This window comes from Erwinia aphidicola, from assembly GCF_014773485.1.
Taxonomy (GTDB): domain Bacteria; phylum Pseudomonadota; class Gammaproteobacteria; order Enterobacterales; family Enterobacteriaceae; genus Erwinia; species Erwinia aphidicola.
This window is the reverse complement of record NZ_JACXBP010000006.1, coordinates 1-14369: the sequence shown is the minus strand read 5'-3', so window position 1 is coordinate 14369 and position 14369 is coordinate 1. Positions and strand designations below refer to the sequence as shown.

General features: G+C 60.6%; 11 protein-coding genes and 2 pseudogenes. All 13 read left to right on the top strand.

Annotation, left to right across the window (positions count from 1 at the left end; all coding sequences use genetic code 11):
- Positions 1 to 11 precede the first annotated feature (11 nt).
- A complete protein-coding gene (gene tssC / locus ID864_RS14945) occupies positions 12 to 1559 on the top strand; it encodes a type VI secretion system contractile sheath large subunit (protein WP_048916129.1) in 1548 nt (515 codons plus the stop codon).
- 12 nt (positions 1560 to 1571) lie between these two features.
- Entirely contained in the window at positions 1572 to 2906 is a 1335-nt protein-coding gene (gene tssK / locus ID864_RS14940; protein WP_099754207.1) for a type VI secretion system baseplate subunit TssK, read from the top strand.
- On the top strand, positions 2903 to 3577 hold the full coding sequence (gene tssL / locus ID864_RS14935) for a type VI secretion system protein TssL, short form (protein ID WP_187499055.1): 675 nt from the start codon (positions 2903 to 2905) through the stop codon (positions 3575 to 3577). Before tssK ends, tssL begins: the two co-directional genes overlap by 4 nt.
- Entirely contained in the window at positions 3574 to 5268 is a 1695-nt protein-coding gene (locus ID864_RS14930; protein ID WP_191150018.1) for an OmpA family protein, read from the top strand. The genes tssL and ID864_RS14930 overlap by 4 nt, the downstream gene beginning before the upstream one ends.
- Before the next feature lie 129 nt (positions 5269 to 5397).
- Entirely contained in the window at positions 5398 to 5889 is a 492-nt protein-coding gene (locus ID864_RS14925) for an Hcp family type VI secretion system effector (RefSeq protein ID WP_099754210.1), read from the top strand.
- A 187-nt stretch (positions 5890 to 6076) separates the two neighbouring features.
- A complete protein-coding gene (gene tssH, locus ID864_RS14920; RefSeq protein WP_191150017.1) occupies positions 6077 to 8731 on the top strand; it encodes a type VI secretion system ATPase TssH in 2655 nt (884 codons plus the stop codon).
- Positions 8728 to 11109, top strand: a complete 2382-nt coding sequence (locus ID864_RS14915; RefSeq protein WP_191150016.1) for a type VI secretion system Vgr family protein — start codon at positions 8728 to 8730, stop codon at positions 11107 to 11109. Before tssH ends, ID864_RS14915 begins: the two co-directional genes overlap by 4 nt.
- Positions 11106 to 11870, top strand: a complete 765-nt coding sequence (locus tag ID864_RS14910; protein ID WP_187499317.1) for a DUF4123 domain-containing protein — start codon at positions 11106 to 11108, stop codon at positions 11868 to 11870. Before ID864_RS14915 ends, ID864_RS14910 begins: the two co-directional genes overlap by 4 nt.
- Positions 11843 to 12397 carry a DUF3304 domain-containing protein gene (locus tag ID864_RS14905; protein ID WP_191150015.1) on the top strand — a complete coding sequence of 185 codons (555 nt, stop codon included), beginning with the start codon at positions 11843 to 11845 and terminating at the stop codon, positions 12395 to 12397. Before ID864_RS14910 ends, ID864_RS14905 begins: the two co-directional genes overlap by 28 nt.
- Positions 12398 to 12654: 257 nt before the next feature.
- A pseudogene (locus tag ID864_RS14900) lies at positions 12655 to 13185 on the top strand (DUF3304 domain-containing protein).
- A pseudogene (locus ID864_RS14895) lies at positions 13173 to 13406 on the top strand (DUF2235 domain-containing protein); the annotation flags it as partial. The pseudogenes ID864_RS14900 and ID864_RS14895, both read left to right, overlap by 13 nt.
- A 153-nt stretch (positions 13407 to 13559) precedes the next feature.
- The gene (locus ID864_RS14890) at positions 13560 to 14168 is read left to right on the top strand and encodes a DUF3304 domain-containing protein (protein ID WP_191150014.1); all 609 of its coding nucleotides are present in this window, start codon (positions 13560 to 13562) and stop codon (positions 14166 to 14168) included.
- A partial coding sequence (locus ID864_RS14885; protein WP_191150013.1) for a hypothetical protein occupies positions 14156 to 14369 on the top strand: 214 nt, incomplete at its 3' end. The genes ID864_RS14890 and ID864_RS14885, both read left to right, overlap by 13 nt.

Here is a 14369-nt window from a genome sequence, read left to right as displayed (position 1 = left end):
ATATAGAGAGAATGCTGATGTCTGTGCAAAATGAAACCTCCTCTGCCGGTGCAAGCACCGTGCTGGATCGCCCGGCTACGGGCGGCGTTTACGCTTCACTGTTTGAAAAAATCAACCTCAGCCCGGTGTCGCACCTCAGCGACCTGGATATCTGGCAGGACAGCCAGGCGATGTCCGACGCCAGCGTCGACGAGCGCGTGACCGCGGCGATGAAGGTGCTGGTCGAGTGTCTGAACCAGTCCGGTTCGAAAGTGGAGAAGCTGGATAAAACCCTGCTGGACCACCATATCGCGCAGCTGGACGAGCAGATCAGCCGCCAGCTCGATGCGGTGATGCACCACGATGCGTTCCAGCAGGTAGAATCCCTGTGGCGCGGCCTGAAGTCGCTGGTGGACAAAACCGACTTCCGCCAGAACGTGAAAATCGAAGTGCTGGACCTGTCGAAAGAGGATCTGCGCCAGGACTTCGAAGACTCGCCGGAAATCATTCAGAGCGGCCTGTACGCGCACACCTACATCGCCGAATACGACACCCCGGGCGGCGAGCCGATTGGCGCGCTGATCTCCTCTTATGAGTTCGACGCCTCGGCGCAGGACGTGGCGCTGCTGCGCAACATCTCCAAAGTGGCGGCCTCGGCGCATATGCCGTTTATCGGCTCCGCCGGCCCGCAGTTCTTCCTGAAGGACAACATGGAAGAGGTGGCGGCAATCAAAGATATCGGCAACTACTTCGACCGCGCCGAGTACATCAAGTGGAAGTCATTCCGCGAAACCGACGACTCGCGCTATATCGGCCTGGTGATGCCGCGCGTACTCGGCCGCTTGCCGTACGGCCCGGATACCGTGCCGGTGCGCAGCTTCAACTACATTGAAGAGGTAAAAGGCCCGGACCACGACAAATATCTGTGGACCAACGCCTCGTTTGCCTTCGCTGCCAACATGGTGAAAAGCTTTATCAACAACGGCTGGTGCGTGCAGATCCGCGGCCCGCAGGCCGGCGGTGCGGTGCAGGATCTGCCGATCCACCTGTACGACCTCGGCACCGGTAACCAGGTGAAGATCCCGTCTGAGGTGATGATCCCGGAGACCCGCGAATTTGAGTTCGCCAACCTCGGCTTTATCCCGCTGTCGTACTATAAAAACCGCGATTACTCGTGCTTCTTCTCCGCCAACTCGACGCAGAAGCCAGCGCTGTACGACACCGCCGATGCAACGGCGAATAGCCGCATCAACTCGCGCCTGCCTTACATCTTCCTGCTGTCGCGCATTGCGCACTACCTGAAGCTTATCCAGCGTGAAAATATCGGCACCACCAAGGACCGCCGCCTGCTGGAGCTGGAGCTGAATACCTGGGTGCGCGGCCTGGTCACCGAAATGACCGATCCGGGCGACGAGCTGCAGGCTTCGCACCCGCTGCGCGATGCCAAAGTGATTGTCGAAGATATCGAGGACAACCCGGGCTTCTTCCGCGTCAGGCTGTTCGCCGTCCCGCACTTCCAGGTGGAAGGGATGGACGTCAACCTCTCTCTGGTTTCCCAGATGCCGAAAGCGAAAGCATAAGGCGGAGGCTGGATGAAAACGGAACAACCGCTGTGGGGTCGGGGCGTGATGGTCTCGCCACAGCACTTCCAGCAGCAGGCCGCGTATGCGGCCTGGTCAACGGAATGCATTGCACAAATGGGGCTGAATCATCCCTGGGGCGTGATCCGTGCCGAGTTCGAAGCGGATGCCCTGAAGCTGGGGCGTTTGCAGGCGCGTCATCTGCACGTGCGCTTTCAGGACGGCACGCTGATCGACACCAATAACGGTGACGATCTGCCGCCGGTGATGATGCCTGAAGGGCAGGACGTGGTGGTGGTGCTGGCACTGCCGCTGCTGAGGGCCAACGGCGGCAACTGCCTGCAGCCGGACGAGATTGCCGAGCGCCCGGTGCGCTATCGCCAGCGCTGGCGCGACATCCGCAACCAGTTTGGCGACGATACGCGCCAGATTGCGGTGATCAAACCCGAGCTGACGCTGCGTTTTGCACATCAGAACAATGGCGACTACTTGGTATGCCCGGTGGCGCGTCTCAGGCAGGACAGTCAGGGTAGCTGGACGCAGGATGAAACTTTTCTGCCGCCGTTGCTGAGCGTGCAGAGCAGCCAGTGGCTGCTGACCCAGCTTGAACAGCTGATGACGCAGCTGCGCGCGCGCCTCAGCCGCCTGATGGCGATGCGGCGCGAGAGCAACGAACGCATGGCCGATTTTGCCGTGGCGGATGTGTCGTTGTTCTGGCTGCTCAATGCGCTGAACAGCGCGGAGCCGGTACTGGGCCAGTTCCTGCGTTTTCCGCAAAGTGCGCCGGAGCGGTTATATCCGGAGCTTGCCCGTCTGGCTGGCAGCCTGCTGACCTTCTCACTGGAGCATCAGGTCAGCGCGATCCCTGCGTATCAGCATGCTGAACTTAACCATGTATTCCCGGCGCTGTTCGATCTGCTCAGCGATCTGCTGGAAGCCAGCCTGCCGTCACGCGTGGTGTCGATAGCACTTGAGCACGACAAGCGTCTGCATCAGTGGCTGGCTCGTCTGCAGGAGCCGCGCCTGCGCGAAGATGCCGATTTCTACCTTTCGGTCCGCTCCCCGCTGCCGGTGGTACAGCTGCAGGAGCAATTCCCGCGCCAGTGCAAAGTCGGCAGCCCGGATTACGTCACGGGCCTGGTGAATTCGTCGCAGCAGGGGATACCGCTGAAGTCGCTACGCCACGTACCCGCCGCGATCCCGCTGCGGCTGGAAAATCAGTATTTTGCCCTCGACCTGTCGCATCCGGCAGCCCGCGAGATGCTGGAATCCGGCAGCTGCATGTTTTACGTGCCGGGCATGCTCGGTGAACCTGAACTTGAACTGTTTGCGGTGCTGAGAACATGAGCCAGAAAAACGAGTGTGATATTGACGCGCTGCTGCAAAACAGCTGGCTGCAGGTGATCAGCCTGCGCCACGGCGCAAAGATCAAGGATGGAGAAGGTCAGCAGTTATGGCAGCGCTGCGTCGCAGAAGTGGAGAAGGTTCAGCAGGCGCTAAAAGACGCGGGCTACGATGCACAACAGAGTAAGGATGTTCTCTATGCCCAGTGCGCGCTGATCGATGAAGTGGTTAAGGGGCGCGGCGAGCAGGATGACGCTTACGTCCAGTGGCTTCACCTGCCTCTGCAGGGGCATTTCCTCGGCACCGTTGATGCCGGTGACATGCTCTGCGAGCGCATGCGTGAGGTGCTGCGCGAGCCAGCGCCGGAACCGCTCGTTGTGACCTGCTTCCAGCGGGTGATGTTGCTGGGCTTCCTCGGCGGCTATCGCTCAGTCAACGATCCGCAGCGGGAAAAGCTGGTCGCCGCGTTAAATGCGCAGGTTTCACCCTTTAGCGCGCCGCAGGCGCAGGCCGTACTGGCCGAAAACAACGCGGGATTGGGCTTCAGCGGCTGGCTATCCAGCTGGCCGTTGCGAATCGGCTTCTCCGTGCTGTTACTTGCCGCCGTCTGGTGGGGGCTGAATCACTGGTTGAGCAGCCTGGTGGCTTCGCTGCTGCCGGGAGTGGTTCAGTGAGCCCTGCGTTACAGCGCGCGCTGGCGCTGTGGGTTGTCCTGCTGGTCGCCGTGCTGCTGCTGCCGCTGCCTCATTTAGCTACCGTGCTCATACTGCTGGCCGCTCTGGTGCTGCTGGCCGTTGTGATGGCCGTTACCCGCCGTCCCGCCGGGCCTGAAGCCGGGCTATGTGCGGATGACCTGCCGGATGTCGCTTACCGTCAGCCGGTGGTGCTGGTCTGCGGCGACAGCGCGCATGCCTGGCCGGAAGGATCGACGGTACTGACCGTGCCGCACGGCTGCTGGGTGCGGGTGGCCGATCATCAGGGGCTGGACGTGGTAGCGCGCCAGCTGCTGTCGCTGCGCCCGGAGTGGGGACATCAGCTGTCGGTGATGATCGGCGTCTGTCCTCAGCAGCATCAGGACAGTGACACGCTGGCCAGCCGCCTGCTGGCACTGCGCTGGCAGATTGGCCAGCTGCGGCGTGAAACCGGCTATTCACTGCCGCTGGTACTCAATGCTCAGGTGGGCAGTGCGCTGGTCAGCGAGTCTCTCTGGCAGGTGCGGCTGGCCGGTGAACCCGTCAGCGTATGGTCCGATAGCGCAAAACCCACCCCTCCTGAGTGCTGGCTGGCCGCGGGCGGCGGCATCGCATTACAGCAGCAGGTGATGATCAACAGCCTGACGGAGTGGTTTCAGCAGGAAGTGATTCGCGTGTTAACCGACAGTCACCCGGATATGCCTGCCGCCACCCCCGCAGGCATGGTCTGGGGGCTGAGTGCTTCACTTGACGGGGCATTAGCCACTTCTCTCTGGACGCGCTGGCTGCAGCAGCACACGGCGCTGGTACAGGTAGCAGGATGGTTTGCGCCAGAGGTTGCGGAGTCTCCGCTGCCGTCAATGCTGCCGGAGTTTGTTCTGCCACTGCTGCCCGCAGGACATGGCCTGACGCCGCGCCAGCGCACCTGGCGTGGTGCGCTATGGCTGGCGTTGACGGTTGGAATTGTCGCACTGTGCTGCAGCGCCTGGAATAACCATCGGCTGCTTCAGCGGGTCTCTTTTGATATTGCTCATTACGCGCGTATCGCCATGAATGATTACGCCGTGAAAGCGGCAGCGGTCAATGTACTGCGTCGCGATGCCCGCGAGCTGGATGAGTATGCCCGCAACGGCGCACCTCTGCAGCTTGGTTTAGGCCTGTATCAGGGGGGGCATCTGCGCCTGCCGCTGCTGGATGCGATAGGTTCGTATATTCCGCCACCGCCGCCCCCTCCTCCGGTGGTGAAGGAAGCGCCAAAAACCGTGCGCCTCGACAGCCTGTCGCTGTTTGACACCGGTAAATCGGTGCTCAAACCGGGCTCGCTAAAGATGCTGGTTAACGCGCTGGTAGATATTAAGGCCCGGCCGGGCTGGCTGATAGTGGTCGCCGGCCACACCGACAGCACCGGCAATGCGCAGGCCAATCAGCAGCTGTCGCTGAAGCGCGCTGAAGCGCTGCGCGACTGGATGCTTTCAACCAGCGACGTCTCGCCGACCTGCTTTGCGGTACAGGGCTTTGGCGCAAGCCGCCCGATGGCGACTAACGATACCCCGGAAGGTCGTGCGTTAAACCGCCGGGTCGAAATCAGTCTGGTGCCGCAGGCGGATGCCTGTCTGGCAGCAGCAACCCGAACGTCATCACAGGATGATGACACAACAGTAAGCCCTAAATAATTCCTGTTGCATCGCGGCGGCAACTGAGGGAATCCCCGGGAGCATAGTTCACTATGTGACCGGGGTGAACGAAGGCAGCCAACAAAGAGGCAGCGCGAATTATGACGGGATTAAAAGGAGAAGTAACACATGGCAATACCAGTATATCTGTGGCTGAAAGACGACGGCGGTGCGGACATCAAAGGTTCCGTGGATGTGAAAGATCGTGAAGGCAGCATCGAAGTGGTGGCACAGGAACATAACCTGTACATCCCGACCGATAACAACACCGGCAAGCTGACCGGTACCCGCGTGCACACGCCGTTCATGTTCACCAAGGAGATCGACTCTTCCAGCCCGTATCTCTACAAGGCGGTGACCACCGGTCAGACCCTGAAATCTGCCGAGTTCAAGTGGTACAAAATCAACGACGCCGGTCAGGAAGTGGAGTACTTCAACACCAAACTTGAGAACGTCAAGCTGGTGAAGGTCGCGCCGAAAATGCACGACATCAAGGATCCGTCCAAAGAGAAGCACAACCATCTGGAAGAGATTGAGCTGCGCTACGAAAAAATCACCTGGACCTACAAAGACGGCAACATCATTCATTCCGATTCATGGAATGAACGCACCACCGCTTGATGACTCACGGCAGGCGGTTCGCCGCCTGCCGTTTTGTTTGCTGAGCCGCTACCCGCGTGGCGGCTCAGCAAACAACCCGACAACCTGCTGCCTTTTGACCTGATGCGCTTCGGGTTCCTGACTGAAAGGAACAGCGACGGGCGGTAGCGTGTCCGAACCTGATTAACTACGGAAGAGAGAACCCGATATGGAAAACCAGTCAGCCGTCCTGCTACGTCGCTTAAACCCGTTCTGCGCCCGCGCGCTGGAGGCCGCCGCCTCGCTGTGCCAGACCCGCGCCCACAGTGAAATCCGCATTGAGCACTGGCTACTCAAGCTGCTGGAGCAGGGTGAGGGCGACATCACCGTACTGGCGCGCCGCTACGAGTGGGACATGGACGGCATCTGGCAGGCGTTGCTGTGCTGGCTGGACAACGTGCCGCGCTCGGTGCGCACCCGCCCGCAGCTCGCCGACTCCCTGCTGGCGCTGATTAAGCAGGCCTGGCTGATTGCCTCGCTGGAGGATGACGATGCCCACATCCGCAGCCATCACCTGCTGGCGGCACTGACCGACAAGCCGTCGCTGGTCGGCTGCGAAGGGCTGTGGCCACTGCTGAGCCTGACGCGCCCCCAGCTGGAGCGCCTGCGCCCGCTGCTGGACGCGCAGTCCGACGAGCGCCCGGAAGTGCAGCAGCAGGAGAGCCTGAGCCAGGCGCCATCAACCCTGGGCGAGGTGGATGCGCAGGTCACCCCGGATGACGGCAGCGCGCTGAGCGAGGCGCTGCAGGCCGCACTGGACAAATTCACCCTCGACGTCACCGCCAAAGCGCAGGCGGGAAGCATCGACCCGGTGTTTGGCCGCGACAGCGAAATCCGCCAGATGGTCGATATCCTCTCGCGCCGCCGCAAGAACAATCCGATTCTGGTCGGCGAGCCGGGCGTCGGCAAAACCGCGCTGGTCGAGGGGCTGGCGCTGCGCATTGCGCAGGGTAACGTGCCGGACAGCCTGAAAACCGTTTCGCTACGCACCCTCGACCTCGGTCTTTTGCAGGCCGGGGCGGGCGTGAAGGGCGAGTTCGAGCAGCGCCTGAAAAACGTGATTGAGGCGGTGCAGCAGTCGCCGACCCCGGTGCTGCTGTTTATCGACGAGGCGCACACCATTATCGGCGCGGGCAACCAGGCGGGCGGGGCCGACGCCGCCAACCTGCTGAAACCGGCGCTGGCGCGCGGCGAACTGCGCACCATCGCCGCCACCACCTGGAGCGAGTACAAGCAGTACTTCGAGAAGGACGCCGCGCTGGAGCGCCGCTTCCAGATGGTGAAAGTCGACGAGCCGGACGATGAGACTGCCTGTCTGATGCTGCGCGGCCTGAAGTCGCGCTACGCGCAGCACCACGGCGTACACATCAGCGACGACGCCGTAAAAGCGGCGGTGACCCTGTCGCGCCGCTACCTGACGGGCCGCCAGCTGCCGGACAAAGCGGTCGACCTGCTGGATACCGCCGCCGCGCGCGTGCGCATGAGCCTCGACACCGTGCCGGAGGCCATCACCCTGCTGAACGCGCGCGTTACCGCGCTGACTCTGGAGGAGCAGGCCCTGCGCGATGACATGGCCGCGGGCAGCGATAAGCACGACGAGCGCCTTGCCGCCATCGCCACTATCCGCAGCGGGCTGGAAGGCCAGCGCGCGCAGCAGGAAGCACATTTTGCCGCGCAGCAGGAAGTGGCGCAGCAGCTGATAAGCAGCCGCCAGAACCAGCAGCCGCAGGCGCAGATTGCCGCCGTTCAGCAGCAGCTTGCGGCGCTGCAGCAGCAGGACGCGCTGATTCAGGTCGACGTCGATGCCCGCACCGTTGCCAACGTGATTGCCGACTGGACCGGGGTGCCGCTCTCCTCACTGATGAAGGACCAGCAGAGCGAGCTGCTGAGCCTTGAGGAGGAAATCGGCAGGCGCGTGGTCGGCCAGGACGCCGCGCTCAGCGCCATCGCCCGGCGCCTGCGCGCCGCCAAAACCGGTCTGACCGCTGAGAACGGGCCGCAGGGGGTGTTCCTGCTGGTCGGTCCGAGCGGCACCGGCAAAACCGAGAGCGCGCTGGCGCTGGCGGACGTGCTGTACGGCGGTGAGAGGTCGCTGATAACTATTAACCTCTCCGAATACCAGGAGGCGCACACCGTCTCGCAGCTGAAGGGCTCGCCGCCGGGCTACGTCGGCTACGGCCAGGGCGGCATCCTCACCGAGGCGGTGCGCAAGCGCCCGTACAGCGTGGTGCTGCTCGACGAGGTCGAGAAGGCGCACCGCGATGTGCTGAACCTGTTCTACCAGGTGTTTGACCGCGGTTTTATGCGCGACGGCGAGGGGCGCGAAATCGATTTTCGCAACACCGTGATCCTGATGACCTCCAACCTCGGCAGCGACGCCATCATGCAGCTGCTGGAGCAGCAGCCGCAAGCCACGGAAGCGGACCTGCAGGAGTTGCTGCGCCCGACGCTGCGCGACCACTTCCAGCCCGCGCTGCTGGCGCGCTTTCAGACGGTGATTTACCGCCCGCTGACCGAAGAAGCGATGCGCACCATCGTTGGCATGAAGCTCAACCAGGTGAGCCAGCGCCTGGCGCGCCACTACGGCCTGAAAACCACCGTGGGCGACGGCCTGTCAGCGGCGCTGACCGCCGCGTGCCTGCTGCCGGACACCGGGGCGCGCAACGTCGACAGCCTGCTGAACCAGCAGATCCTGCCGGTGCTGAGCCAGCAGCTGCTGCTGCAGATGGCGGCAAAACAGAAGCCGCAGCGGCTGACGTTCGACTGGCACGACGAGGAAGGCATCGTGCTGGAATTTGCTAACACAGAGGAAAGTGAATCATGAGCAAAAACCCGATCTCTTTTTTCAGCCATAGTCACCACCTGCTGGCGGTGCGTGATTGTCAGTCCCAGCCCGACGTGCTGGCGTTTAAGGGGGAGGATCGCCTGAGCGAGCCGTTCCGCTGGCGCATTGAGTTCACCAGCGCCGACCATGCCATCACCCGCGAGGCGATGCTGATGAAAGCGGCTTCGCTGACCCTGCAGGCCCCGGTTGACCAGGGCTGGGGCATTAAGATCCAGCAGCCGGTGCGCGTGGTGCAGGGCGTGGTGACCGGCTTTGAGCGCCTGAGCACCAGCGCCGACCAGACCCACTACGCCGTCACCCTGCAGCCGCGCCTGGCGCTGCTGTCGCGCAGCCGTCAGAACGCCATCTATCAGGATATGTCGGTGCCGCAGATTGTGGAAAAAATCCTGCGCGAGCGCCACGGGATGCGCGGCCAGGACTTTGTTTTCACCCTCAACAACGCGTACCCGCGCCGCGAGCAGGTGATGCAGTACGGCGAGGACGACCTGGCGTTTATTACCCGCCTGCTGGGCGAGGTCGGCATCTGGTTTCGCTTCACCACCGACACCCGCCTGCACATCGACGTGGTGGAGTTTTACGACGGCAGGCAGGGCCATGTACAGGGGCTGACGCTGCCCGCCGTGCCGCCTTCCGGCATGCACGACGCGGCCAGCGACTCGGTGTGGGACCTCGCCAGCCGCTTTGCGGTGGTGGAGAAAAGCGTCAGCGGGCGCGACTACAACTACCGCAACGCCCTCGAAGATATGAACGTGCAGGCCGACGTCACCGGCGGCGACGACACCACCTACGGTGAGTCCTATCGCTGGGCGGACAACTACCTGACGCCGGGCGACGGCTACAGCCATAACCCGGCCCCGGAGAGCGGCGCGTTCTACGCCCGCCTGCGCCACGAACGCTACCTGAACGGCCAGACGCGGGTGGCGGCAGTGACCAGCTGCCCGGCGCTGGCCCCCGGCAGTGAGCTGAAGGTCAGCGGCGGGGAGGACGTCAGTGAGGTATTCCAGAGCGGCGTGCTGGTCACCGCCATCGTCAGCACCGCGCGGCGCGACCGCAGCTTTGAAACCGCCTTTGACGGCATCCCGCTTAACAGCCGCTACGGCTTCCGCCCGGTGCCGCTGCCGCACCCGGTGATGGCGGGAACCCTGCCGGCGCGCGTCACCAGTACCACGGTGAACGACGCCTACGGCCATATTGACCGCGACGGGCGCTATCGCGTCAACATGCTGTTTGACCGCGCGGGCTGGGAAACCGGCTTTGAAAGCCTGTGGGTACGCCAGGCGCGCCCCTATGCGGGCGACACCTACGGCCTGCACCTGCCGCTGCTGGCAGGTACTGAGGTGGCGATAGCCTTTGAGCACGGCAACCCGGACCGCCCGTACATTGCCGGGGTGCTGCACGACTCGGCGCACGGCGACCACGTCACCATCCGCAACTACAAGCGCAACGTGCTGCGCACGCCGAAGAACAATAAGCTGCGCCTCGACGATACGGCGGGCCAGGAGCATATCAAGCTCAGCACCGAGTACGGCGGCAAAAGCCAGCTTAATCTCGGCCACCTGGTGGACAGCGAGAAGCAGAAGCGCGGCGAAGGGTTCGAGCTGCGCAGCGACAGCTGGGGCAGCCTCCGTGCGGAGAAAGGGCTGTTTATCACCGCCGACGGCCAGCAGAAGGCACAGGGCCAGCAGCTGGAGATGGCGCCGGCTATCAGCCTGCTGAAAGGTGCGCTGAATCAGATAACTGAATGGGGCAGCATTACTCAGACCCACCACAACCACAGCCCGGACACCAGCGGCCTGAAACAACTGGTTAGCAGTGCAGACAAACTCAAAGCACCAATGATGTTAATGAGCGCACCAAAAGGTCTGGGTGCCGTCACCCCGGAGACCATGCTGCTGCACAGCGGCAACGGCATGCATTTGCAGAGCATCGGCGAGGTCAGCATTGCCAGTGCGCAGCATCTCTCGGCGAACGCCAGCCAGACCCTCTCTCTACTGGCTCAAAACGAAGGTATGCGCCTGGTGTCTGGCAAAGGTCCGCTGGAGATTGAGTCGCACGGCGATGTGCTGTCACTGACTTCGCTGAAAGACGTTACCGTTCAGTCAACCCAGGGGCACCTGCAGCTGACGGCCAAAAACGGCATCACGCTGGGCTGCGGCGGGGCTTACATACGCATCACGCCGCAGGGCGAAGTGAATATCCACGGGCCGGGACTCATTAGCCTGAAAGGCCAGCACGATCTGCAAGGCCCGGCCAGCGAGGACTTCCCGCTGCCGGAATTACCGACATCGGTGTGTAAAGAGTGCCTGAAAAGAGCGCAGGAGCTTGCGCAGGGCTTCGTGCCAAGGGAGATAAAATGACCACGAGGTGGATTGAAGAAGTGGCCGCGACCTGTCGTGCATCGGGCAACGATCATCTGGATATCATCGTCGATCAGGCCGGGCTGGACTTTGGCGTTATCCCTGCGCTGAATGCACTTTCAGTAGAATGGCAGTCGCTATATCACGGGCTGCCGGAAGGATTTATTGTCGATGAAGCGCCGCTAATTGCGCGCGTTACCGTTGATGATGCTCAACAGATGCAGTGGCTGCAGGAGATCAGCCAGCAGGCCGCCGCTCAGGCCCCGCTGTTGCTGCTGTGCTCAGCGTGGCCCTTTGCCTCCCTGGCAGGCTGGCTAACGCAGTGCATCGATATTACTCAGGAAGGCAGGGGCGGGATATTACGCTTTTACGATACGCGCATCTTCCCGCTGCTTTTTTCCCACGTGCTCACCGTTGAGCAGCAGCACGCTTTACTGCGACCCGTACTGTTCTGGGCATGGCAGGATATGGATGGCAGCTCATGCGCTATCAATGGAATCGGTCAACCTCCGCTACGCGGTGAGAAAAGCCAGAAAACGGATCTTAGCGACCGCCAGCTGGATCGCCTGATGTGCGTCTGTGATGTCATGGTTTTGCTGGAACACTGTGCACCGCCGGCAGGGGTTTATGAATCACAGCAGGCACTGTTCTCACACTGTTATCAGGGCATGGTAGAAGCCACGGAACTGGGCATTGTTCTGGATGATGCACGCGAGGCCTGGGTGGTAAAAAAATGGCATACCGGCGGAGAAACGGTCTGATACATATCACATTCTGCGTTTTAGCTGCGGGACTGCTGCTGTTATCCGGTTGCTCGCAGCCCGTCGCTCAGGCCCGTGGCGGCGGTGGTGGCACCATTGACGCCATCAACCACACCCACTGGGCGGTCAATAATTTTAGCGTCAACGGCCAGTCGGGCATCGATATTATTGGCCCGTATCAGGGTGGTGGCGGGGGCTGCTGCTACAGCGTCCCGGCTCAGTGGAAGCCGGGAATGATGGTGCGTATTGACTGGGAAACGGGAGTTGGGGGGTCCAAAGGGTTCCCCGGATTTGCAGACAGAGCTAAATACAAAGCTTGGAGGAAAGAAATTGATGCTCAAAAACGACAGCACAGTAAAACCGTGCCGCTCCCCGATTACAACGGTCAGGACACCTGCGGAATCACGGTGCATTTTCTGCCCTGCGATGAAGTGAAGGTGACTACCAGCTGCTACACCTACGGCAGCCCGGCCTACCCGATAAAAGAGCCCATCAGGATGAAGGAGCCGAAAATATGTCCGAAGTAACCGATACCGATCTGGCGTGGAGTCTGCCGCCGTGCTTTTAAACGTGCATATCAGCCTGTTTTTTGACGGCACCGGCAATAACCTTATTCCCGATGCCTGTCGGATTAAATCATCATTAAATATACCGCCGGAGTATTCAGTCATTCTTATTTTCAACAGGGAGAGTAAAAAAATGATTTAGCCATGTTCATCGCAGGTGGGCAGGGTTAATTGATTTCAGGCAGTAAAACCGGAAGCCAAAACAAAAGGAAGGTCAGATGAAACTCACGTTGTTAAGCCCGCTGCTGGCGGGACTCTTGCTGTTATCCGGCTGCTCGCAGCCCGCCGCTCAGGCTCGGGGCGGCGGCGGTGGCACCATTGACGCCATCAACCACACCCACTGGGCGGTCAATCACTTTAGCGCCAACGGCCAGTCGGGCATCGATATCATCGGGCCGTATCAGGGCGGTGGTGGCGGCTGCTGCTACAGCGTCCCAGCTCAGTGGAAGCCGGGAATGATGGTGCGTATTGACTGGGAAACGGGGCAAGGTTCGTGAGCTGGTTTTCCCGGTTTTGCAGATGAAGAAAAATATCTAGCCTGGAAGAAAAAAATTGATGCTCAAAAACGACAGCACAGCAAAACCGTGCCTCTCCCCGACTACAACGGTCAGGATACCTGCGGAATCACGGTGCATTTTCTGCCCTGCGATGAAGTGAAGGTGACGACCAGCTGCTACACCTACGGCAGTCCGGCCTACCCGATAAAAGAGCCTTTAAGGATGAAGGAGCCGAAAGTATGTCCGAAATAATCACCGACCTGGCGTGGAGCCCGCCACCGTTTCCGGCGCAGGGGCGCCTGCCCAGCCAGCCGCTGCTGGTCGGGCAGCACTGCCATCAGCAGAACAGCAGCGAACGTAATTACCGCCAGGAGCTGTGCATGGCTGCCGGGCAGCGCGTGGAGCCGCCGTGCTGTAAATCGCTGCATATCAGCCTGTTTTTTGACGGCACCGGCAATAACCGCAATTTCGATATCTAACGAACTAAATAATTTCCGCATAGATAAATGGAATGTTGAACATTTATTTTTCTGTAATAGCCAAATAAAAAAGATGATTCAGCCATGTCCATCGCAGGTGGGCAGGGTTGAATGATTTCAGGCAGTAAAACCGGAAGCCTAAACAAAATGAAGAGCGTAATGAGATTAAGAATATCCAGCGTGCTGTGCGGCATATTGCTACTGGCAGGATGCGGCCAGCAGAGTGTCCAGGCGGAATATCAGGGCGGCGGTGGTGGCACCATTGAGGCCATCAACCATACCAAATGGGCGATCAATCAATTTAGTGTTAACGGGCAGTCTGGTCTCGATGTCATTGGGCCCTATCAGGGTGGGGGGGGCGGTTGCTGCTTCGGCGTGCCGAAACAGTGGCAGCCGGGAATGACGGTAACAGTAGACTGGACAACAGGTGTAGCATATGCCAGTGATGTACCCAATATACCTAAACCCAAACGTCCCAGTCTGAATAATCTCGATGCTAAAACGGCAGATTTAAAAGCTAGCCAATATACTGAAGCACTCCGTGAATGGTATAAAAAAATAAAAACACTTAGTCAAACCCATTCACGACACGTGCTGGTACCTGACTATACCGGCCAGAAAACCTGTGGGATTACCGTGCATTTTCTGCCCTGTGATCAGGTGAAGGTTACCACCAGCTGCGCTGATTATGGTAATCCGCGTCACCCGATTAAAGAGCCTTTAAGGATGAAGGAGCCGAAAGTATGTCCGAAATAATCACCGATCTGGCCTGGTACCCACCAGAGTTTCCCGGCCTGGAAAGAATGCCGACGCAGGCTGCGCTGGTCGGAGAAAACTGCCGCAAGCAGGACAGTGAGGAGCAGAAGTACCACGATGAACTGTGCGTTGCCGCCAACCGCATTGTTGAACCGCCGTGCTGCAAAACCCTGCATATCAGCCTGTTCTTTGACGGCACCG

Coding starts and splice junctions, on each gene's coding strand:
- tssH (WP_191150017.1), top strand. CDS start 6,077: ATGGAAAACCAGTCAGCCGTCCTGCTACGTCGCTTAAACCCGTTCTGC.
- tssL (WP_187499055.1), top strand. CDS start 2,903: ATGAGCCAGAAAAACGAGTGTGATATTGACGCGCTGCTGCAAAACAGC.
- ID864_RS14890 (WP_191150014.1), top strand. CDS start 13,560: ATGAAGAGCGTAATGAGATTAAGAATATCCAGCGTGCTGTGCGGCATA.
- tssC (WP_048916129.1), top strand. CDS start 12: ATGCTGATGTCTGTGCAAAATGAAACCTCCTCTGCCGGTGCAAGCACC.
- ID864_RS14915 (WP_191150016.1), top strand. CDS start 8,728: ATGAGCAAAAACCCGATCTCTTTTTTCAGCCATAGTCACCACCTGCTG.
- ID864_RS14910 (WP_187499317.1), top strand. CDS start 11,106: ATGACCACGAGGTGGATTGAAGAAGTGGCCGCGACCTGTCGTGCATCG.
- tssK (WP_099754207.1), top strand. CDS start 1,572: ATGAAAACGGAACAACCGCTGTGGGGTCGGGGCGTGATGGTCTCGCCA.
- ID864_RS14925 (WP_099754210.1), top strand. CDS start 5,398: ATGGCAATACCAGTATATCTGTGGCTGAAAGACGACGGCGGTGCGGAC.
- ID864_RS14905 (WP_191150015.1), top strand. CDS start 11,843: ATGGCATACCGGCGGAGAAACGGTCTGATACATATCACATTCTGCGTT.